This window comes from Stenotrophomonas riyadhensis, from assembly GCF_040256885.1.
In the GTDB taxonomy this organism is placed as follows: domain Bacteria; phylum Pseudomonadota; class Gammaproteobacteria; order Xanthomonadales; family Xanthomonadaceae; genus Stenotrophomonas; species Stenotrophomonas riyadhensis.
Window position 1 is genome coordinate 4,424,150 of sequence record NZ_CP155568.1, and the last position, 19,108, is coordinate 4,443,257.

The following is a 19,108-nucleotide window of genomic DNA, read 5'->3' on the forward strand; positions in this document are numbered from 1 at the left end:
ACGACCGACGCACCGCTCTGGTAGGTGCCAACCTTGGTTGGCACGGAATCCACAGTGCCGACCAAGGTCGGCATCTACCAACGGCGGTTGCCGGCCAGTGGCCGGCACTACCCCTGCCACAACCGCCGCACCGCCCTGGCAGGTGCCAACCTTGGTTGGCACGGAATCAACAGCACCGACCAAGGTCGGCCTCTACCTACAGGGGTTGTTCTACGACCGGCGTCGGTTGCCCACGCCGGCCCGGTTGCGCCGTACCGTCATCAGACGTAGATCCGCGTCGGCGCCTCATCAACGATCGCGTGCGGCACGAAGCGCGCACTGTCGCGGGTGATCGCGCTGTCGTCTTCGCGGATGCCGATGCCGCAGGCGTGGTCACCCACCACCCAGCTGCCGATCAGCGGGTAGCCGCCTTCGAAGCGGGTCAGCGGATGCGCACGCTGGATGATCGCCGGGCCATCGTAAGGCCCGTCGCTGCGCTGGGTGCTGCCATCGGCCAGGTGCATCTCGATGTTGGCGCCTTCGCGCGAGAACAGCGGCTTGCGCACCCAGCCCGACGCCAGCGTGCTGCCGTCATCGAAATGCGCCTCCAGCAGGTTCGGATGGCCCACGTTGCGCTGCCACAGCAGCGGCAGGATGCCCTTGTTGCTCAGCACCGCCTTCCACGCTGGCTCCAGCAGCTGCACGCCCGAGCCGGGCAGCGCGCGGCCGAACTCCTCGGCCATCAGGTCTTCCAGCGGGTACAGCTTGAACAGCGTGCCGATCACCGAATCGTCCAGCGCGGTGAAGCGACCGTCCTCGGACAGGCCGATATCCTCGATGGCGATGGCCTGGCCATGCAGGCCGGCCTGCGACGCACAGTCGCGCAGGTAGTCGACGGTGCCGCGGTCTTCTTCCGAACTGCCCACGGCGCTGAAATACAGCGGCGGCGGCAACTGCGTGGCCAGTTCGCCGAAGCGTTCGACCAGCGCTTCGTGGATCGCGTTGAACTGGTCAGCATGCTGCGGCAGGCGACCCGCATTGCGCTGGTCTTCCAACCACTGCCACTGGAAGAAGCTGGCCTCGAACAGCGAGGTCGGCGTGTCGTAGTTCAACTCGTACAGCTTGGCCGGGCCGGTACCGTCGTAGGCCAGGTCCAGGCGACCGTACAGATGCGGCTGGCGCTGGCGCCAGCTGTCGGCGATCCAGTCGCGGTAATGCGACGGAATCGCCAGCTGGTCCATCAGGCGCTCGCTGCCGATGACATCACCGACCAGGTCCAGCGCCATCTGGTGCAGCTCGGCGCTGGGGTCTTCGATGTCCTGTTCGATCTGGCGCAGGGTGAAGGCGTAGTACGCGCTTTCATCCCAATACGGCTGGCCGTCGATGGTGTGGAAGCGGAAACCCGCTTCATCCGCGCGTGCCCGCCACTGGGCACGCGCGGCAATCCGGATGCGCTGCATGGGTCGATCAGCCGCCGTAGCTGCCGCTGGTGCTGCGGCGTGCGCTGGTGTTGCCGAAGCCACCACGGCTGGCGGTGACCGCACGGTTCGGCTCGCTGGTGACCGGCGCCAGGCCAGCCTTGCCGGCGCCGATGCCGCTGGCGGTGTTCAGGCCACCGGTACCGCCCGGTGCCGGACGCGCCCAACCAGCGCTCTTGTCCTGGTAGGCCGGCGACGCCGCCGGCGCCTGCGGGGCGAGGCCGCCGCGGTTGCTCAGCATCTGCGACATGAAGAAGCCCATCATCATCGGGCCGATGAACGAGGTACCGGCCGAGGTGTGCTGCTGCACGCACTGTTCCGGCTTGTAGTCCTTCTCGCAGGCTTCCTTGCTGGCGTACTTCGGCGCCGCATCGGCGGCCTGCTTCTGCGCTTCGGCGAAGGCATTGCGGCACGACGACGGATCGCCGGTGGCCTCGGTGCAGGCCTCGACCGAGGTGTACAGGCCTTCCTGCACCTTCACCTCCGGCTCCTTCTGGCAGGCGGTGAACAGCAGCGGCGCAGCGCTCATCAGCAGCAGCGCGGTGGTGCGGGAACGTTTCATGGCCTCATGCCCTGTCGACGGATCAATGCCCCAATGATGCCAAATCCGGACCAGCAACCGGAATCGGCAAAGTCCGAAAGATGAACGGACTTTCATTTTCGTCGGGCATTGGGGTCAGAGCCCATCGCGCCGCGATGGGATCCGACCCCGGGCGGCGCACCGCTCTGGCAGGTGCCAACCTTGGTTGGCACACCCCCCGCGGCGCCCCGCTAGGCCCGGCGCGCGCAGCCAAGTCTCCGGCAAGAAGCCCCCTTAGTTGTTCAAGGGGGCGCGCCGAAGGCGCGGGGATAAGGGGAAATGCGCGGACCACCAAGCCGCTGCAAGCGGTGAAGGTGGTTGCAGCAGCAACCGAAAAAATTGGCCATGATCGGCTGACCCCCACGTCGTACGGCCCGCCCGTTCCGCCAGCCATGCCCGAATACCGTTCCCGCACCTCCACTGCCGGCCGCAACATGGCCGGCGCCCGCGCCCTGTGGCGTGCCACCGGCATGAAGGACGGCGACTTCCACAAGCCGATCATCGCCATCGCCAACTCCTTCACCCAGTTCGTGCCCGGCCACGTGCACCTGAAAGACCTCGGCCAGCTGGTCGCGCGCGAGATCGAACAGGTCGGCGGCGTCGCCAAGGAATTCAACACCATCGCCGTGGACGACGGCATCGCGATGGGCCACGACGGCATGCTGTATTCGCTGCCCAGCCGCGAGATCATCGCCGATGCCGTGGAGTACATGGTCAACGCGCACTGCGCCGACGCGCTGGTGTGCATCAGCAACTGCGACAAGATCACCCCCGGCATGCTGATGGCCGCCCTGCGCCTCAACATCCCGGTGGTGTTCGTCTCCGGTGGGCCGATGGAAGCGGGCAAGACCAAGCTGTCCGAGCACAAGCTGGACCTGGTCGATGCGATGGTGGTGGCCGCCGATGACAGCGCCTCCGACGAGAAAGTGGCGGCGTTCGAGCGCAGCGCCTGCCCCACCTGCGGCTCCTGCTCGGGCATGTTCACCGCCAACTCGATGAACTGCCTGACCGAAGCACTGGGCCTGTCGCTGCCGGGCAATGGCACCACGCTGGCCACCCATGCCGACCGCGAGGCGCTGTTCCGCCGTGCCGGCCGCCTGATCGTCGAACTCTGCCACCGCTGGTATGGCGGCGAAGACCCGAGCGCGCTGCCGCGCGGCATCGCCACCCAGGCCGCGTTCGCCAACGCGATGACCCTGGACATCGCCATGGGCGGATCGACCAACACCATCCTGCATCTGCTGGCTGCCGCGCAGGAAGCGGAGGTCGACTTCGACCTGACCCACATCGACGCGCTGTCGCGGCGCGTCCCGCAGCTGTGCAAGGTGGCGCCGAACACGCCGAAGTACCACATCGAGGACGTGCATCGCGCCGGCGGCGTGTTCGGCATCCTCGGTGAACTGGACCGCGCCGGCCTGCTCGAAACCACGGTGCCGACCGTACACAGCGCCAGCCTAGCCGAAGCACTGGAACGCTGGGACGTGGTGCGCAGTGACAACGACACCCTGCATACCTTCTTCAAGGCTGGCCCGGCCGGCATCCCCACCCAGGAAGCCTTCAGCCAGGCCACGCGCTGGCCGACGCTGGACGTGGACCGCGCCGAGGGCTGCATCCGCTCGCTGCAGCACGCGTATTCGCTGGAAGGCGGGCTGGCCGTGCTGCGCGGCAACCTGGCCGTGGATGGCTGCGTGGTGAAGACCGCCGGCGTGGACGAGTCGATCCACGTGTTCGAAGGCCCCGCGCGCGTCTACGAAAGCCAGGACGCCGCCGTTGCCGGCATCCTCGCCGACGAAGTGCAGCCGGGCGAGGTGGTGGTGATCCGCTACGAAGGCCCGAAGGGCGGCCCCGGCATGCAGGAGATGCTGTACCCGACCAGCTATCTGAAATCGAAGGGGCTGGGCAAGCAATGTGCGCTGCTCACCGATGGCCGCTTTTCCGGCGGCACCTCGGGCCTGTCGATCGGCCACGTCTCGCCGGAAGCCGCCAGCGGCGGTGTCATCGGCCTGGTGGAAAACGGCGACCGCATCCGCATCGACATCCCGGCCCGCCGCCTCGACCTGCTGCTGGACGAGGCCACGCTGGCCCAGCGCCACGCCGACGCCGATGCCCGCGGCTGGAAGCCGCGCGCACCGCGCCCGCGCAAGGTCACCAGTGCGCTGAAGGCTTACGCGCTGCTGGCCACCAGCGCTGACAAGGGTGCCGTACGCAACACCGCGCTGCTCGGCGATTGACCCCCGTGCGGTAGTGCCGGCCGCTGGCCGGCAGCCTCATCGATGTGGGCCATCGCGGTGCAGGTGCCGGCCAGCGGCCGGCACTACCCCTGCAACAACCGCCGCATCGTTCTGGTGGGTGCCAACCTTGGTTGGCACGGAACCCACAGCGCCAACCAAGGTCGGCATCTACCAACAACGGTTGCCGGCCAGCGGCCGGCGCTACCGATCCGGTACGCTGCGCGGCATGACCCACCGCCCGCCGCGCCAGCCCCTCATCGACGCCCTGCGTGGGTTCGCGCTGCTCGGCGTGTTCCTGGTCAACCTGCGCTTCTTCTCGCTCGATGCGTTGATGACCGAGGCCGCGCAGCAGGCACTGCCCAGCGCGGCCCTCGACCATGCCATCCGCACCGGCATGGCGTGGTTGGTGGACATGAAGGCGATCACCCTGTTCTCGCTGCTGTTCGGCATGGGCGTAGCAATGCAGATGGACGGCAACGCCCCCAGTAGCATGGCCGCGCACCTGCGGCGGATGGCAGTACTGCTGGTGATCGGCCTGCTGCATTCGGTGCTGGTCTGGTGGGGCGACATCCTGCTGGTCTATGCGCTGGTGGGCCTGCTGCTGCCATTGTTCCGTCACCTTGGTGATCGCGCACTGCTGTTCAGTGGGATGTTCATCGCCCTGTTGCTGCCACCGCTGCTGTCGCCGTGGATCCGCGAATGGGTCGCCCTGCTCACACCGCGCGCGCAGATGAACGCCATGGCGCTCGATGCCCTTGCGCACGGCACGCTGGCGCAGGCGTGGTGGCACAACCTGCAGCTGGCCGCATGGCTGAAGCTGAGCAACTGGGCGCTGTTGTTCTTCGTGCTCGGCCGCTTCCTGCTGGGCTACTGGGCCGGCCGCCGCGGACTGCTGCAGCAGCCGCAGGCGCATCTGCCGCTGCTGCGCTCGATCGCCATCGGCAGCCTGCTGCTGACGGCGGTGTTCCTGTGGATCGATGCCCAGGCCGATGCGCTCAAACAGGCATGGCCGGCGCTGCGCGCGGGCGTGCCCGGCTACCTGCTGCGCGTGTCCTATCGCGTTGCGCCGCTGGCACTCGGCATTGCTGCGGCGGCGATCTTCACCCTGCTCTATCTGCGCCCGTGGGCCGAGCGCATGCTGCGCGTGTTCGTGCCGGCCGGGCGCATGGCACTGAGCAACTACCTGCTGCAAAGCGCGATCTGCGTGCCGCTGTTTGCCGGCTTCGGGCTGGGCATCGGCCCGCAGTACGGGCTGTGGCCGGTGCTGCTGGTGGCAGCGGTGGTGTTCCCGCTGCAACTGTGGGCGAGCGCGTGGTGGCTGCGTGGCCATCGCTTCGGGCCAGCCGAATGGCTGTGGCGCAGCGCCAGCGAAGGGCAATGGCTGCCGTTACGGCGCTAGCGACCGGAGGCGGAGGGGATGAGGTCGTTTGTGCCACTTACGACTTAATTCCCTCCGTCCCCTTTTTGCCGGCCAGCGGCCGACACTACCGGTCAGCCGATCACGCGCTTGAACGGCGGCAGCGCGTCGATGATGCGCTTGCCGTAGCGGCGGGTCAGCAGCCGCGAATCCAGAATGACCACGCGGCCGGTGTCGGTGGAGGTGCGGATCAGGCGGCCGGCGAACTGGGTCAGCGTGCGCAACGCATGCGGAATGGCGATCAGGTTGAAGGCGTTGAGCCCGCGCCCCTCGAACCACTCACTGAGCGTAGCGGTCTGCGGATCGGTCGGCACCGCGAACGGCACCTGGGTGATCACCACCGTGGTGCAGGCCTCACCGGGCAGGTCGAGGCCTTCGCCGAACGAATTCAGCCCGAACAGCACTGAGCCCTCGCCCGCGGCCACGCGTCGCAGGTGCTCGTCGATCAGCCGGGTCTTGGACATCTCGCCCTGCACCAGCACCTGCTTGCGGCGCGCGGCCGACATCAGCCCGGCCACCTTCTCCATCTTCCAGCGCGAGGTGAACAGCACCATCGAGCCCTTGGCCCAGTCCAGTTCGGTGTCCAGGTAGCGCGCCACTTCGCGCGGGTGCCCTTCGCGGTCATCCGGGGTGACCGGGAACTTCGGCACGATCAGCTCGGCCTGGTTGGGCAGGTCGAACGGCGACGACAGCGAGACCATCTCGGCCTCTTCCGGAATGCCGTTGTCGATCGCCAGCGACTGGAAATCGCCGCCGCCGGTCAGCGTCGCCGAGGTCATCACCACCGAGTCCACTTCATCCCACAGCAGCTTGCGCAGCACGTGCGCGGCCGACACCGGCGAGCCATGCAGCACCAGGTCGCCGTCGCGGGTGGCGGTAACCCAGCGCGCCATCGGCGGCGCGCCGTCCTTGTCCTCGCGGCGCCACGCCTGCCACAGGTTGTACTGCTGCTCGATCATTTCCAGCGCCATGCCCAGGTTGCGCTGCAGGCGCTCGCGCGCGGCATCGTCCGGCTTGCCCTTGGCGACCTGCGCGGTGGCGGCATGCGCCCAGTTGTAGAGGCTGCGGGTGTCGTCGGCCAGCGCTTCGATCGGCTCGCGCCAGGCGTCGGGCAGGCGCCCATTGGCCGCGCGCCACATCGGCTCTTCGTCGGCCGGCGCCGGCATCCACACCCGTTCGATGTGGTCACGGAACGCACGCAGCTGCTTGGCGACGTTGCTGGCCACCTCGATCGCTTCGTTGGGCAGCAGGTTGCCGAGGCGGTCCTTGTCGACCGCACGGTAGGCACCGGCGATCAGGATCTGCAGGCGGCCGGTACGCTTGGCCATCTCATCCAGCGCGAGGCTGGCCGCACCCTGGTCGATCGCCACGTTGCCGATGTGATGGCCTTCGTCCAGCACCAGCAGCATGTCCGACGGCGGCGCGATCAATGGCTGGCCGTTGTCGCTGTCACCGATCGACAGTGCCGACAACAGCAGCGCGTGGTTGGTGACCACGATCTGTGCATCGCGCACCGTGTTGCGCGAACGCAGCACCGCGCACTGCGCCGAATAGGCACAGCGGCGCCCGGCGCAGCCCGAGGCCGGCGTGGTGATGCGGCTGCGCAGGCCGGGGCTGATGGTCTCCGGTGCGTTGTCGATGTCGCCATCCCAGCTGCCGCCGGTGAAGGCGTCGGTCAGGCGCTTGGCGATGTCCATCTCGATCGGCGCCAGCGGCCGGTCGAACAGCGGCGCGTCATCCTCGAACATGCCGCCCTGCGAGCCCTCGCCCTGCGCTTCGGCAGCATTGCGCGTGCACAGGTAGCGGGTACGGCCCTTGGCCAGCGCCACGGTCGCTTCCAGGCCGGTGGCCTTGAGGAAATTCGGGATATCGCGCTCGACCAGCTGTGACTGCAACGCCACGGTGCCGGTGCTGATCACCAGCTTCTTCTTGCTGGCCAGCGCGATCGGCACGCCTGCGGTGAGGTAGCCCAGGCTCTTGCCGACGCCGGTGGGCGCCTCGACCACGCCGACGCCACCGCTTTTCGACAGCGCGCGCGACACCACACCGATCATCTGGCTCTGCGAGCGACGGGTGGAGAAGCCGGGGGTATTGGCCTGCAGCGTCGTGTACGCCTTGCGGATCGCGTCCTTCAAGGTGTCATCGAGCGTGCGCGGAGCGGCGACGGTTTCGGTCACGCCGGGAACTACCGTGGCTGGATCAGGCCGGTCATTGTCGCATGGCCGGCCACCTCCGCCGCCGCTGGCTGCCTGAACGGGGCAGCGGCGACGCCCGGTGGCTGGATGAACACACCAGGCAGGACAGGTGACGGCCCGAGGCCGTCACCGGCGTGTCATTGCGCTGCGTTGCCGCGCAATCGCAGCAGGCGCACGAGGGCCCAGACCAGCAGGACCACACCGATGGCCTCGATCATCGCCAGCGCGAAATGCAGCACGCCGAGGATGGCGCTCAGGCTCGACACGGCACTGAAATCACCACTGCGGACCATCCACATCGGCAGGATGCCCGCCGCCATTCCACCGAGGCTGGTCAGCAGCAACAGCAGCAGGCCGACCAGGGCGCCGGTACGGGTGGCGTCGCGCGGTGCCCCGACCACCCAGACCAGGCCCACGCACAGCGCGATCAGCACCGGCAGGCGTACGCCGACCATGCTCAGCACGGTTACCAGCAGGGTTGTGCTGTCCATCGGTCAGTCCTCGCCGGCCAGTACCGCCGAGCCCTGGCGCAGCGACTGGTAGACCTCGTCGGTCTGCGGGCGCACACCGTGCCACTGCAGGAAGCTCTCGGCCGCCTGCTCGACCAGCATGCCCAGGCCGTCCACGGTATTGCGGCACTGCGCCGCACGGGCCCAGGCCAGGAAGGCGATGGCGGCCTCGCCGTAGTTCAGGTCGACGGCGGTGGTCATCGAGTTGACCAGCGACAGCGGCAGCTTGAACTCAACGGCGCGGTCGCGCCCGGCCGAGGTGGCATTGACGATCAGTTCGAAGTCGCCGAGGTCGCGCAGGTCTTCCCAGTAGCGGCTGATCGCGCGGCCCGGTTCGCCCATCGCGTCGATCAGCTCATCGGCTCGTTCCGGCGTGCGGTTGACCACCACCAGCTCGGTGATGCCGGCATCAAGCAGCGCCGGGGCGACGCTGCGCGCCGAACCGCCGGCGCCGATCAGCAGCATGCGGCGGCCGCGCAGGTCCAGGCCGTGGCGATCGGTCAGGTCGCGCACCAGGCCGATGCCATCGGTGGTGTCACCATGCCAGCGGTCGCCCTTGCGCAGCAGCGTGTTGACCGAGCCGGCGCGACGCGCCCGTGCGGTCAGCGTGGTGCACACCGAGAACGCGGATTCCTTGTGCGGCAGGGTGACGTTGGCACCGACACCGCCCTCGGCGGCGAAGGCCTCCAGGCCGGCCAGGAACGCATCCGGGGCCAGGTCGATCGCGCGGTAATCCACTGCGATGCCTTCCTGGCGACCGAACGTCGCGTGGATCTGCGGCGACTTCGAGTGGGCAACGGGGTGTCCGAAGACGGCGTAACGGTCGGTCATGGAATCCTCAAGCTGGCTAGACTGATGCTCTTTCGTGCACGGATCCGGATGATGCGCATCACCCCGCCCCTGCTGGTGCTTGCCGCCAGTCTACTCTCTGCCCCCGTGGCGATGGCGTTGAACGAGTACGGCATCGAAGGCATGGGCGTGGTCTCGACCCGCGCCGACGAGGGCCGCGCCACGATCAGCGCCGATGGCCAGCGCATCGTTTTCGCCCGCCGTGGCGAGGCCGGTTGGGGCCTGTGGGAGGCGCGCTTGGTGGACGGCCGCTGGCAGCAGGCGCAGGCCTTGCCGGTAGGCGTGGCCGGTGAGGCCCGTGATCCCTACTTCAGCCGCGATGGCCGCTGGCTGCTGTTCGCGGCCGGCCCCGACGGCAAGCTGGCGCTGTACCGCGCCGCGTTGGCCGCCGACGGCCAGCTGGGCCCGGCGCAGCCGCTGGCCGGCGACGCGGGCCGCCGGGAAGAGCGCGGGCCGGCCCTGAGCGCGGATGGCAGGCAGCTGTTGTTTGCCCGCCAGCAGGGCCGTGGCGCCGGCTGGGACCTGTTCGTGTCGACACTGGATGCCCAGGGCCTGCGTGGTCCGGCCACCGCACTGAGCGCGTTGAACAGCGCCGACGACGAGACCGATGGCGACTGGCTGGGCCATGACGGCGCCGTGGTGTTCAGCCGCGGCAGCGGCACGACCGCGCAGGTATGGAGCAGCGGCTGTGCGTGGACCGGCGCGGCGCTGCAGCCGTTGGGGTTGTCGTTCAACCAGACCGGCGGCTGGACCGGCGCGCCGGTGATCGACAACGCCAAGCCGGGCGAGATGATGGTTGCCAGCAGTGCGGCGAAGGCGCCGCGTGCCGGTGGCGTGGACGTGTACCGGTTGGCGGTGCCGAAGGTGGCGGCGGTTGCGGGGTGCCTGCCTGCCGCTCGGTAACGGCAAACGCCAACCGGGGTTGGCGGCCACCCGTAGATCCACGCCATGCGTGGATGATCGTTTGGTAGATGCCAACCTTGGTTGGCATGCGGGAAAGTGCCAACCAAGGTTGGCACCCACCCGTCAGCGCGACAACACCTTGGCGCGCAACTGCTCGTACTCCACCTCGCTCAGCTGGCCATTGTCCTTGCGCTGGTTCAGCGCGGCCAGTTCGGCCTGCACGCTGTCCGGCAGGGCCTGCTCACGGGCGACATGGCGGGCGGCGGAGAGCTGCTCCGGCGGGCGCTTGCCGGCCCGCCAGGCCGCGATGAAGACACCGACGATGATGGCGCCGAACACCAGCGTACCGATGCCCCAGATCAGCCATTGCATCCATCCCAGTTCGGGGCCCATCGCGTATTCCTCCGTCTATCCTGGCGCTATTGTCAGCGCTCGCGCAGCCATCGCGCCACCTGCGGCGCGAAATAGGTCAGCACGCCGTCGGCGCCGGCCCGCTTGAAGCCCAGCAGCGACTCCAGCACGCAGGCGCGCTCGTCCAGCCAGCCGTTGGCGAAAGCAGCCTTCATCATCGCGTACTCGCCACTCACCTGATAGGCGAAGGTCGGCACGCCGAATGTCTCCTTCACCCGGCGCACCAGGTCCAGGTACGGCATGCCCGGCTTGACCATCACCATGTCGGCGCCCTCTTCCAGGTCCAGCGCGATCTCGCGCAGGGCCTCGTCGCCGTTGGCAGGGTCCATCTGGTAGGTCTTCTTGTCGGCCTTGCCGAGGCTGGCGGCGCTGCCCACCGCATCACGGAACGGACCGTAGAACGCCGAGGCGTACTTGGCCGAGTAGGCCATGATGCGCACGTTGATGTGGTTGTCGGCATCCAGCGCACGGCGGATCGCGCCGATGCGGCCGTCCATCATGTCCGACGGCGAGACGATGTCCACGCCCGCTTCGGCATGCGAGACAGACTGCTTGACCAGCGCTTCGACGGTGACGTCGTTGAGCACATAGCCCTTGTCGTCGATGATGCCGTCCTGGCCGTGGGTGGTGTACGGGTCCAGCGCCACGTCGGTCATCACCCCCAGTTCCGGGAATCGCGACTTCAGCGCGCGGATCGCACGCTGCGCCAGCCCGTCTTCGGCCCATGCCGCCGATGCATCCAGCGACTTCAGCGAGGGGTCGATCACCGGGAACAGGTCGATCACCGGAATGCCCAGCTCCAGCGCCTCTTCGGCCACCTTCAGCAGTTCTTCGATCGACAGCCGCTCCACGCCCGGCATCGAGGGTACCGCGGTGCGGCCGGCAAGCTCGTGCACGAACACCGGGTAGATCAGGTCGTCGGTGGTCAGCGTGTTCTCGCGCATCAGGCGGCGCGAGAACTCGTCATGGCGCATGCGGCGCGGACGGTAAAGCGGGTGGGACATGGCAGGCTCCGAGGAGTGGCTATTGCAACAGGTAGCCCTGCGGCAGCAGGGGTTCGGGCAAGGGGCGTTCGCCGAGCGCGTCGAGCTGGTCGATCTCGATGGTGCGCACCAGCGCGTCCAGCGGCAGGTCGTTCGGCTCCAGGCCGAACGGGTCTTCCATTTCTTCGCCCAGCTGGTCCAGGCCGAAGAAGGCATAGGCCAGCACCGCCGACAGCACCGGCGTACCCCAGCCCAGCGAACTGGCCAGGCCGAATGGCAGCAGCACGCAGAACATCCACGCGCAGCGGTGCAGCAGCAGGGTGTAGGCGAACGGCAGCGGCGTGGTGAGGATGCGCTCGCAGCCCGCCTGGATCGACGACATCGCGTGCAGACGGTCCTCCAGCTGGGCGTAGAGGATCGGGTCGAGGTCACCGGCACGCAGGGCCTGGGCCAGCTCGGCGGCGACCATCGACAACAGCGCGTCCGGCACGTTCTCGCGCTGGCCGAGTTGTTCGCGCTGGCGCTTGTCCAGCCACGGCAGGGCCATCAGCGCGACGATGCGCCCGCGCAGGCGACCGGCCAGGGCATGGGCGAAGGCGGTGGTGAGGTAGGCGATGCGGCGACGGCGGCCCGCGTCATCGGCCAGCAGCAGGTTGACCTGGCGGGCCAGCGAGCGCGATTCGTAGACCAGCTGACCCCACAGCTTGCGGCCTTCCCACCAGCGGTCATAGCAAGCGCTGTTGCGGAAGCTGAGGAAGATCGACAGCACCAGGCCAAGCAGGGTGAACGGCGTGACCGAGACACGCTCGATGCCGGTCGGTGGCGCCAGTTCCACCACGGCGGCCACCGCAATGGACAGGATCAGGATGGCCAGCACCTTGGGCGCGATCGCTTTGACGATCGAGCCGCGCAGGATGTAGAGCAGTTGCCAGCCGTGGGGACGGGGTCGGATGATCATGGGGCTGCCGCGCCGGGCGCGGATTCACAGGCACGCGGGGGGCTCGCGCAGCCATTCATTGTACGCCCCTGCCCGGCCATGGACCGTGCGCCTGCGACGCCCTGTCGCACCCGGGTGCGGGCTCAGATCACGCCGCCACCCAGGCCAAGGCGCAGGATGCCGACCACCACCACGATGCCGTTCAGCACCAGCCCGGCCCAGGCCCGGCCACGCTTGCTCGGATGGGTGAACAGGATGCCCAGCGCGGCGATCACCGCGCCCACCGCAGCGAACGGGATCAGGAACCAGTTGCCCCAGCCGAGCAGTGGAATCAGCGCCAGGATCATCCACAACAGCGCCAGTACGCCCCACAACAGACTGATCACACCCATGCCGCTCTCCCGCAGTTGGTTCCTGCCCCAACCATAGACGTTCCCGCTGCCGCCGCCTACTGCCATTGGCGGGGCTGTCACCCGCCCCGTGCTAGCGTGCTGTCGTGCGTGCCCTGGCCCGGGTGTTGGCGCCGATTCAGAGTGGCCCGCCGATGATCGCAACCAGTCCTACAGGGGTCGTGCCATGAATATCCGTTGGGCCGCGTTGGCGGCCATCCTGCTGGTCGCCGCTGGCTGTGCCAGTACCTCCAAGGTGATGCTGGGCCGCGCCCGCGCACCGATCGATCCGGCGCTGGTGCAGATCTATTCGACGCCGCCGGCCGGTTCCCAGGAAATCGCGCAGCTGGAATCGGCTTCGGCCGTGGGCTTCGGCACCCAGGGCCAGACCGACGCCGCCGTGGCACGCCTGAAGCGTGAGGCCGCCGCGCTCGGCGCCAATGGCGTGGTACTGATGGGCGTGGGCAGCAGTGGTTCGCCGGTGGGCATGTCGGTCGGCGCCGGCACGTTTGGCTCGCATGTGGGCGGTGGCGTCGGCATCGGCATTCCGACCACGCAGAAGCGCGCCGCCGGCGTCGCAATCTGGGTGCCGAATCCGGCACCGCCGGCGCGGTTGCCGACACAGGTGATCACACCGCAGCCGCAGCGGTGACGCGGCAGCGTCACCGCGGGTAGTGCCGGCCGCTGGCCGGCAACTCTGCCCAAGGGGAATGCCGGCCAGCGGCCGGCACTACCCGCTGATGCTCAGCGCTTGTACTTCGGCACGAACACCTTGTTCACCGCATCGGCCAGCTGGTCCGGCGGCAGCAGGCCCTGGTCGAGCAAGAAGTTGTTGAACGCCAGGCGGTCGAACTTCGCGCCCAGTGCCAGCTCGGTCTGCATGCGCAGTTCGAGGATGCGGGTGTAGCCGTAGAAATAGCTGCCGGCCTGGCCCGGCATGCGCACCATGTAGCGGTCCAGTTCCTGGGTGGCCATCGCCTTGGACAGGCCGACCTGCTCCATCAGCACGCGCTCGCCGTTGGCACGGTCGGTCAGGCCAAGGTTGAGCATCGGGTCCAGCATCGCGCGTGCGGCGCGCAGCAGGCGGAACTGCAGGGCGATCATCTGCCCGTCCAGCGGCTCGTACGGCACCATCTCGGCTTCGGCATACAGCGCCCAGCCCTCCACGTTCACCGAATTGAACGCGAACATGGTGCGTGCCAGCGACACGCCGCGCTCGACCATGGCGGTGAACTGCAGCTCGTGACCCGGGCGGCCCTCATGCGCGCTCAGCGTCCACGCCGCCGCACCGAAGTTGAAGTCGTCGTACTGCGCACCCGGGCCCGCGGCCGGGTTGCCCAGCGGCAGCACGAACGTGCCCTGCTGCCCGGTGTTGTTGACCAGCGGCGCCGGCAGGAAATGCGGCGCCGGGCTCGCAGCACTCTCGGCGGCCGAGCCCAGGCGCATCTGCATCGCGCGCTTGGGCACGTCGACGATGGCGTGCTCGCGGATCAACGGGTCGATCGCATCGATCACCTTGCGGTAGTGGCCTTCCAGATGATCGTCGGCGATCTTGTCGGCCTTCAGCGCGCGGATCACCGCCACCGGGTCGCTCGGGTCGGCCACCTTCAGGCCCTTGTCCTTCACCACCAGCGGCGCCAGCTGCTGCATCGCCGAGCGGGTTTCCATGAATTCCAGCTGCGCGCGCTGCATCAACAGCTTCGGGTCGATGTCGATGCCTACCTGCTTGAGCTGGTAGGCGTACAGCGGCGCCGGCAGACGTGCGTCGGCACGTGCCTTCGGCAGCACGGTCGTGCGCGTCCAGGCGGCGTAGTCCTTCATCTGCCCGGCCAGTGTCTTCATCGCCTCATCGGCACCGGCGATCTGGTACTTCTTCAGCAGCGACTCGATGCCGGTGATGTAGGTCTCGACGTTGTCCAGCGACTGCTGCACTTCGATCTTGGTCGGCTGCAGCAGACTGCTGTCCTTCAATCGCTCTTCGTAGCGCTGGCGGGCCAGCGTGGTGAACGCGGTGCCGCCCGGCTGCAGGCCGGCATAGGCCTTGAGGCGTTCGATCGCCTTGGCCCGGCGCTCGGCTGGCACTTGGTCGGACAGCAGCAGGTTGAGGCCGCTGAACACGGTCTGCGGCGCGTCACTCCATGGCAGCAGGTACTTCTCGTTGAGCTCGCTGCCTTCGATGTTCTGGTTGGCGGCGTGGATCATGATCTCCAGGTCCTGGCGGACATTGGGATCCTGTTCGGTGGCCAGCTTCGCCTTCAGCTCGTCGCGGGCCTTGGCCATCGCGGCACGGTAGCGCTTGCCGTTGTCGGGGCCGAGATCGGCGACCTTTTCGTCATAGCCAGGCACGCCGAAGAAGCCGGTTTCCTCCGGCTGGAACGGGCCCTGCGCATCCAGCAGGATCTGCGCCAGCGCATTACTGCGGGCGACCCAGGCCGGGCTGGCGGGAGTCGCGGCCTTGGCAGCGGGTGCCGCCAGCGCCGGCGGCGCAGACAGCAGCGGGGCGGCAGTCAGGGCCAGGGCAACGGCCAACGCGATCGGCTTCATGGGACACTCCAGCAAAGGGTTGCCCGCACCCTACGCGCTCAGCGCGGTGGCGACAATCGGCCGGAGGTCACAACGCCGCGGTCATCGGGCATTCGCCGCGATCACGGCAGGCCTGCAGTTCGCATTCCTGTGCCGCCTCGTCGTCATCCAATGCGGTCAGGTCGAAGGTCTGCTTGTCCTCGGCCAGCACGTACATCACCGGGTAATCCCACACGTCATCGCTGCGGGTGCCCTTCACGAACAGCCGGCCGTGCGCGTGGGGTCCTTCCAGGGCCACGGTCAGGCCAACATCACGCTGGCCGTTGATCGCGGTCTGCATGCTGCCCAGCGGCATCGATTCGGTGCGCAGCGGCTCGCCGAAGGCTTCCACCAGTTCGATGCTGCATCCCGCGCGACGCATCGCTTCGCGCATCGGCGGGCTCTCGCGTGCCGCCTCGCTCCAGCGCAGCACGCTCCAGGTCACCACGCCCCCCACCGCGCCCAGCACCAGCACCACGGTCAACGGCATTGCCCAGCGCCAGTGTCGGCACCACCAGCTGGCAGGCCTCTGGCCATGGGCAGGAATCGGCGGTGGCAGGGTCATCGGCGGGCTCCTTCCCGGCTGTGGATCAAGGTTTCAGGCAGCGTCCCAGGAAGGCTTCGGCCACGCGGTAGCGATGCAGGGCATCGGCGCCGGACAGGCCATGCTTGGCACCCGGGTAGGTCATCAGCTCGAACGGCTGTGCACGCTTCTGCAACGCGCTCATCAGGCTGGTCGAATTGGTGAACAAGACGTTGTCGTCGGCCATGCCGTGGATCAGCAGCAGCGGCGAACGCAGGCCGTCGATATGGGTCAGCACGCGCGCTTCGCGGTAACCCGCTTCGTTGCGCGCCGGCAGATCCATGTAGCGCTCGGTGTAATGACTGTCGTACAGGCCCCAATCGGTCACCGGCGCACCGGCCACGCCGCAGGCGTACTGGTTCGAGGCCTTGGCCAGCAGCATCAGGGTCATGTAGCCGCCGTTGGACCAGCCCTGCACGCCGATGCGCGCCGGGTCCACCCACGGTTGCTGCTTCAGCCAGGTCACGCCACGCAGCTGGTCGGTCACTTCCACCGTGCCCTGCTTGCCATACAACGCGCCACCGAAGTCACGGCCACGTCGCGGGGTGCCACGGTTGTCCAGCGAGAACACCACGTAGCCCTGCTGGGCCAGGTACTGGTTGAACAGGTGGTCGCCACGGCCGGGCCAGCTGTCGGTAACGGTCTGGCTGGCCGGGCCACCGTAGACGTACACCGCCACCGGGTAGCGCTTGGACGGATCGAAGCCGGCCGGCTTGATCAGGCTGTAGTTGAGCGGGGTCTTGCCGTCGGCGGCGGTCAGCGTACCGAACTCGATCGGGCGCTGCGCATCGCGGTAACGCGCATACGGATGCTTGGGATCGGCCAGGTCGTTCTCGAGCAGGGTGGCGATCTTCTCGCCATTGGCGCGGAACAGTTCGATCTGCGGCGGCGTGGTGCTGTTGGACCAGCTGTCCACATAGACGCTGGCATTGCGGGCGAAGCTGGCGCTGTGCATGCCCGGAGCCTTGGACAGCCGCTGCGGCTCACCGCCCTGCAGCGACACCGCGTAGATCTGGCTTTCGCGCGAGGTCTCGATGCCGGCACGGAAGTAGGCCTTGCCGGCCTTTTCATCGACCGCCAGCAGCTCGTCCACCGGCCAGTTGCCGTGGGTCAACGCGGTGGCCTTGCCCTTGCTGTCGATGCGGTACAGGTGCTGGAAACCGGTGCGCTCGGACGACCACAGCACGCTGCCGTCGTCGAGGAAACGCAGGCTGTTGTGCAGCGGCACCCAGGTCGGGCTGGTTTCGTGCGCGAGCACGCGCTGGCGGTTGGAGTCGAGTGCCACTTCCACCAGGTCCAGCTGCTTCTGGTCACGCGACTGGCGCTGGAAGCTCAGGTGCTGGGCATCGCGCCAGTCGACGCGGGCCAGATAGATGTCCTGTTCCTTGCCGAGGTCGACCCAGCGCGGCTGCGCATCGGCGGCCGGTGCGATCACGCCCAGCTGCACGCGCACGTTGGCGTCGCCGGCGGCCGGGTAACGCTGCTCGATCACGTCGGTGCGGTCGGCGTAGACCTCGTAGCGCTTCTGCACCGGCACCGGTGCTTCATCGATGCGCGCGAAAGCGATGGCCGAATCATCCGGCGCCCACCAGTAACCGGTGTGGCGGTCCATTTCCTCGTCGGCGACGAACTCGGCCACGCCGTTGCCGATGGTGGTGCTGCCGTCGCGGGTGAGCTGCAACTGCTTGCCGCTGGCCAGGTCGATCACCCACAGGTTGCGGCCACGGATGAAGCTGACGAAACCGCCCTTGGGCGACAGCTTGGCGTCGGTAGCGAAGCCCTCGCCGTGGGTCAGCTGGCGCACTGCGGCCTGGCCCTGCTGCTTGAGGTCGTACAGGTACAGCTCGCCGCCCAACGGGAACAGCAGGCGCTGCGCGTCCGGCGACCACTGGTAATCGACGATGCCGGTCATCGCAGCGATGCGCTGGCGTTCGCGGCGGGCCTTTTCCTCATCGCTGAGGGTCTCGGTGCCGGGCAGCACCACCTTCGAATCCACCAGCAGACGGGTCTGGCCGCTGCCGATGTCGTAGGTCCACAGGTCCAGCTGGTTGCGGTCGCTGTCCTTGCCGCGCAGGAAGCTGACCTGCGAACCATCGGGGGCGACCTTCGGTTTCATCAGGGTCGGGCCGGACAGCGGCAGCGGGCCGGTGATGGCTTCCAGGGTCAGCTTTTCAGCGTGGGCGGCGGTACTGGTGGCGAGCATGAGGGCGAGCGAAGCGAACAGGTGGCGCATGGAGGATCCCGGCAAACGGCAGGTCCGCCCCCGCGATGGACGCGGAGCGGTCGTCCCCCATCCTAACCAAGCCCGTGCGGGAAGGCAGCATGACCTTCTGCCCATGCCGCGGTGCTGGGGTCAGAGCCCTTTGCGCTGCAAAGGGATCCGACCCCGCGGCGGGTCAACGCTGGCCGAACAGGTGCTTGCGCTCTTCGTCGCTGAGCGGCTTGCCGGCGTTGGGGTTCACCTGCTGGCGCAGGGCATAGGCGCGCTGGGTGGCCGGGCGTGCGGCGATCGCTTCATGCCAGCGCTTGAGGTTCGGGAAGGCGGCGAAATCCACCGGCAGCTTGTCGTAGGCGCCGATCCACGGGTAGCTGGCCATGTCGGCGATGGTGTACTCGTCCCCGGCCAGGAAGGCGTGCTGGGCCAGGCGCTTGTCCATCACCCCGTGCAGGCGGCGCACTTCGTTGTCATAGCGCTCGATCGCATACGGGATCTTCTCCGGCGCATACACATTGAAGTGGCCCATCTGGCCGCTCATCGGACCCAGGCCGGCCATCTGCCAGAACAGCCACTCCAGGGTGGTGACGCGGCCGCGCGGGTCGCGGGGCAGGAACTGGCCGGTCTTCTCGGCCAGGTACAGCAGGATCGCACCGGACTCGAACACGCTCTGCGGAGCACCGCCATCGGCCGGGGCCTGGTCGACGATGGCCGGCATCTTGTTGTTGGGCGAGATCGCAAGGAATTCCGGCTTGAACTGGTCGCCCGAACCGATGTTGACCGGGTGGATGCGGTACTCCAGGCCGGCTTCTTCCAGCAGCAGGGTCACTTTGTGACCGTTCGGGGTGGGCCAGTAATACAGGTCGATCATGGCGGCGGCTCGGGGT

Annotated in this window: 17 protein-coding genes; 4 read left to right on the top strand and 13 right to left on the bottom strand. The window is 68.1% G+C overall.

From position 1 onward, the window contains the following. Nucleotides 1-260 precede the first annotated feature (260 nt). Nucleotides 261-1,439, bottom strand: coding sequence for a glutathionylspermidine synthase family protein (locus SriyCCGPB3_RS20415; RefSeq protein WP_153854770.1), 1,179 nt, complete (start codon nucleotides 1,437-1,439; stop codon nucleotides 261-263). 7 nt (nucleotides 1,440-1,446) lie between these two features. Then, nucleotides 1,447-2,019: a DUF1190 domain-containing protein gene (locus SriyCCGPB3_RS20420; RefSeq protein WP_071228542.1), complete on the bottom strand. Its 573-nt coding sequence runs from the start codon at nucleotides 2,017-2,019 to the stop codon at nucleotides 1,447-1,449. Between the two features lie 410 nt (nucleotides 2,020-2,429). On the opposite strand from SriyCCGPB3_RS20420, the gene ilvD reads away from it, so the two are divergent. Together ilvD and SriyCCGPB3_RS20430 are read left to right on the top strand one after the other, a co-directional pair. Continuing rightward, nucleotides 2,430-4,268, top strand: a complete 1,839-nt coding sequence (ilvD, locus tag SriyCCGPB3_RS20425) for a dihydroxy-acid dehydratase (protein WP_153854771.1) — start codon at nucleotides 2,430-2,432, stop codon at nucleotides 4,266-4,268. A gap of 226 nt (nucleotides 4,269-4,494) precedes the next feature. Further along, nucleotides 4,495-5,667 (top strand): DUF418 domain-containing protein, encoded by a 1,173-nt coding sequence (locus SriyCCGPB3_RS20430; protein ID WP_350259674.1) that lies wholly within the window; start codon nucleotides 4,495-4,497, stop codon nucleotides 5,665-5,667. A gap of 92 nt (nucleotides 5,668-5,759) precedes the next feature. On the opposite strand, the gene dinG is transcribed toward SriyCCGPB3_RS20430, so the two are convergent. From dinG to aroE, 3 genes are all read right to left on the bottom strand, one after another. Next, a complete protein-coding gene (gene dinG, locus SriyCCGPB3_RS20435; RefSeq protein WP_094001302.1) occupies nucleotides 5,760-7,862 on the bottom strand; it encodes an ATP-dependent DNA helicase DinG in 2,103 nt (700 codons plus the stop codon). Nucleotides 7,863-8,017: 155 nt separating this feature from the next. Continuing rightward, entirely contained in the window at nucleotides 8,018-8,371 is a 354-nt protein-coding gene (locus tag SriyCCGPB3_RS20440; protein WP_110714067.1) for a hypothetical protein, read from the bottom strand. 3 nt (nucleotides 8,372-8,374) lie between these two features. Next, a complete protein-coding gene (gene aroE / locus SriyCCGPB3_RS20445) occupies nucleotides 8,375-9,220 on the bottom strand; it encodes a shikimate dehydrogenase (protein ID WP_110714068.1) in 846 nt (281 codons plus the stop codon). Nucleotides 9,221-9,268: 48 nt separating this feature from the next. Here aroE and SriyCCGPB3_RS20450 point away from each other — a divergent pair, with 48 nt between their 5' ends. Continuing rightward, a complete protein-coding gene (locus SriyCCGPB3_RS20450; protein ID WP_153854774.1) occupies nucleotides 9,269-10,141 on the top strand; it encodes a TolB family protein in 873 nt (290 codons plus the stop codon). 123 nt (nucleotides 10,142-10,264) lie between these two features. Here the strand turns inward: SriyCCGPB3_RS20450 and SriyCCGPB3_RS20455 are convergent, their stop codons facing one another. From SriyCCGPB3_RS20455 to SriyCCGPB3_RS20470, 4 genes are all read right to left on the bottom strand, one after another. Further along, on the bottom strand, nucleotides 10,265-10,534 hold the full coding sequence (locus tag SriyCCGPB3_RS20455; protein WP_049424121.1) for an SHOCT domain-containing protein: 270 nt from the start codon (nucleotides 10,532-10,534) through the stop codon (nucleotides 10,265-10,267). 32 nt (nucleotides 10,535-10,566) lie between these two features. Continuing rightward, nucleotides 10,567-11,556: a porphobilinogen synthase gene (gene hemB / locus SriyCCGPB3_RS20460; protein WP_153854775.1), complete on the bottom strand. Its 990-nt coding sequence runs from the start codon at nucleotides 11,554-11,556 to the stop codon at nucleotides 10,567-10,569. 19 nt (nucleotides 11,557-11,575) lie between these two features. Beyond that, nucleotides 11,576-12,493, bottom strand: coding sequence for a bestrophin family protein (locus SriyCCGPB3_RS20465; protein WP_153854776.1), 918 nt, complete (start codon nucleotides 12,491-12,493; stop codon nucleotides 11,576-11,578). 122 nt (nucleotides 12,494-12,615) lie between these two features. Further along, nucleotides 12,616-12,864: a hypothetical protein gene (locus tag SriyCCGPB3_RS20470; RefSeq protein WP_006475755.1), complete on the bottom strand. Its 249-nt coding sequence runs from the start codon at nucleotides 12,862-12,864 to the stop codon at nucleotides 12,616-12,618. A gap of 184 nt (nucleotides 12,865-13,048) precedes the next feature. Here SriyCCGPB3_RS20470 and SriyCCGPB3_RS20475 point away from each other — a divergent pair, with 184 nt between their 5' ends. Continuing rightward, nucleotides 13,049-13,513 carry a hypothetical protein gene (locus tag SriyCCGPB3_RS20475; protein ID WP_014038879.1) on the top strand — a complete coding sequence of 155 codons (465 nt, stop codon included), beginning with the start codon at nucleotides 13,049-13,051 and terminating at the stop codon, nucleotides 13,511-13,513. A 92-nt stretch (nucleotides 13,514-13,605) separates the two neighbouring features. On the opposite strand, the gene SriyCCGPB3_RS20480 is transcribed toward SriyCCGPB3_RS20475, so the two are convergent. The 4 genes from SriyCCGPB3_RS20480 to SriyCCGPB3_RS20495 form a co-directional block, all read right to left on the bottom strand. Then, nucleotides 13,606-15,405: a DUF885 domain-containing protein gene (locus tag SriyCCGPB3_RS20480; RefSeq protein WP_153854777.1), complete on the bottom strand. Its 1,800-nt coding sequence runs from the start codon at nucleotides 15,403-15,405 to the stop codon at nucleotides 13,606-13,608. 67 nt (nucleotides 15,406-15,472) lie between these two features. Next, a complete protein-coding gene (locus tag SriyCCGPB3_RS20485; RefSeq protein ID WP_153854778.1) occupies nucleotides 15,473-15,988 on the bottom strand; it encodes a cytochrome c oxidase assembly factor Coa1 family protein in 516 nt (171 codons plus the stop codon). 25 nt (nucleotides 15,989-16,013) lie between these two features. Continuing rightward, on the bottom strand, nucleotides 16,014-18,239 hold the full coding sequence (locus SriyCCGPB3_RS20490; RefSeq protein ID WP_153854779.1) for a S9 family peptidase: 2,226 nt from the start codon (nucleotides 18,237-18,239) through the stop codon (nucleotides 16,014-16,016). 163 nt (nucleotides 18,240-18,402) lie between these two features. Continuing rightward, entirely contained in the window at nucleotides 18,403-19,092 is a 690-nt protein-coding gene (locus tag SriyCCGPB3_RS20495; RefSeq protein WP_153854780.1) for a glutathione binding-like protein, read from the bottom strand. Between the last annotated feature and the right edge of the window lie 16 nt (nucleotides 19,093-19,108).

What these genes read in the sequence shown, in the direction of transcription:
- SriyCCGPB3_RS20415 (WP_153854770.1), bottom strand. Translation starts at nt 1,439, where the DNA reads ATGCAGCGCATCCGGATTGCCGCGCGTGCCCAGTGGCGGGCACGCGCG.
- SriyCCGPB3_RS20420 (WP_071228542.1), bottom strand. Translation starts at nt 2,019, where the DNA reads ATGAAACGTTCCCGCACCACCGCGCTGCTGCTGATGAGCGCTGCGCCG.
- ilvD (WP_153854771.1), top strand. Translation starts at nt 2,430, where the DNA reads ATGCCCGAATACCGTTCCCGCACCTCCACTGCCGGCCGCAACATGGCC.
- SriyCCGPB3_RS20430 (WP_350259674.1), top strand. Translation starts at nt 4,495, where the DNA reads ATGACCCACCGCCCGCCGCGCCAGCCCCTCATCGACGCCCTGCGTGGG.
- SriyCCGPB3_RS20440 (WP_110714067.1), bottom strand. Translation starts at nt 8,371, where the DNA reads ATGGACAGCACAACCCTGCTGGTAACCGTGCTGAGCATGGTCGGCGTA.
- aroE (WP_110714068.1), bottom strand. Translation starts at nt 9,220, where the DNA reads ATGACCGACCGTTACGCCGTCTTCGGACACCCCGTTGCCCACTCGAAG.
- SriyCCGPB3_RS20450 (WP_153854774.1), top strand. Translation starts at nt 9,269, where the DNA reads ATGATGCGCATCACCCCGCCCCTGCTGGTGCTTGCCGCCAGTCTACTC.
- SriyCCGPB3_RS20455 (WP_049424121.1), bottom strand. Translation starts at nt 10,534, where the DNA reads ATGGGCCCCGAACTGGGATGGATGCAATGGCTGATCTGGGGCATCGGT.
- hemB (WP_153854775.1), bottom strand. Translation starts at nt 11,556, where the DNA reads ATGTCCCACCCGCTTTACCGTCCGCGCCGCATGCGCCATGACGAGTTC.
- SriyCCGPB3_RS20465 (WP_153854776.1), bottom strand. Translation starts at nt 12,493, where the DNA reads ATGATCATCCGACCCCGTCCCCACGGCTGGCAACTGCTCTACATCCTG.
- SriyCCGPB3_RS20470 (WP_006475755.1), bottom strand. Translation starts at nt 12,864, where the DNA reads ATGGGTGTGATCAGTCTGTTGTGGGGCGTACTGGCGCTGTTGTGGATG.
- SriyCCGPB3_RS20475 (WP_014038879.1), top strand. Translation starts at nt 13,049, where the DNA reads ATGAATATCCGTTGGGCCGCGTTGGCGGCCATCCTGCTGGTCGCCGCT.
- SriyCCGPB3_RS20480 (WP_153854777.1), bottom strand. Translation starts at nt 15,405, where the DNA reads ATGAAGCCGATCGCGTTGGCCGTTGCCCTGGCCCTGACTGCCGCCCCG.
- SriyCCGPB3_RS20485 (WP_153854778.1), bottom strand. Translation starts at nt 15,988, where the DNA reads ATGACCCTGCCACCGCCGATTCCTGCCCATGGCCAGAGGCCTGCCAGC.
- SriyCCGPB3_RS20490 (WP_153854779.1), bottom strand. Translation starts at nt 18,239, where the DNA reads ATGCGCCACCTGTTCGCTTCGCTCGCCCTCATGCTCGCCACCAGTACC.
- SriyCCGPB3_RS20495 (WP_153854780.1), bottom strand. Translation starts at nt 19,092, where the DNA reads ATGATCGACCTGTATTACTGGCCCACCCCGAACGGTCACAAAGTGACC.